The sequence below is a fragment of the Arthrobacter arnarulunnguaqae genome (assembly GCF_051262515.1).
In the GTDB taxonomy this organism is placed as follows: Bacteria; Actinomycetota; Actinomycetes; order Actinomycetales; family Micrococcaceae; genus Arthrobacter_N.
The window spans coordinates 1-704 of sequence record NZ_JBIMER010000037.1; the positions used below are offsets into that span (position 1 = coordinate 1).

1 protein-coding gene is annotated in these 704 nt (G+C 70.7%); it reads right to left on the reverse strand.

Annotated elements, in window-relative coordinates:
- The coding region (locus ACHAAJ_RS15560) for an HNH endonuclease signature motif containing protein (protein WP_435729156.1) at positions 1–704 on the reverse strand (704 nt) is incomplete at both ends.

The following is a 704-nucleotide window of genomic DNA, read 5'->3' on the forward strand; positions in this document are numbered from 1 at the left end:
GGGTTCGGGGATCCGCGGGTAGAAGCGTGGGGGTTTGTCGGGGTTTTGGGCCGGGGTGTGGTCGGTCATGCCGATCAGTTCCAGGAGCAGGGGCAGGTCGTAGCCGCCGGCCGTTTCCCAGGCGTGGTTGTCCTTCTCGCGTTCGGCGGCCTGGTGTCCGAGCCGTTGCCGGTGTTGTTGGATGGCCTGCCAGGACGCGATCGCCTCCTCGGCGTCCGCGGTGGGGTCGGCCGGCGGGGTGTCGGGGTCGTGGGCGGCTTCGGCGAACAGGACCGCGTTGAGCCTGTCCACGACCTCGGGCGGCGGCGGGTCGTCCCACGGCTCGGGGGTGTCCGTGTCCGCCTCCTGCGTGTCCGCATTCTCTGTGCGCGGCTGCGTGCCGGTGCCTGTGGTGGGGCGTGTGGTGGCCCAGGGGGCGTCGGGGGCGGATTCGTGGGTGGTGTTCCAGAGCGTGGTGGTGGTGATGGTCCCGTCGGGGTGTTGGTCCATGGTGAGGATGCCGAGGGATTTGAGGCGGTGGCACCGTTTGCAGAGCATCGCCAGGTTGTTCAGGTTGGTGGTGCCGCCGTGTTGCCATTCGATGGTGTGGTCCGGTTCGCAGCGGGCGGCCCGGCGGTGGCAGCCGGGGGTGCGGCAGGTGTGGTCGCGTTGGGTGAGGGCGCGGCGCTGGGCCGGGGTGGGGGTGTAGCGGTTGTGGGCCCAGT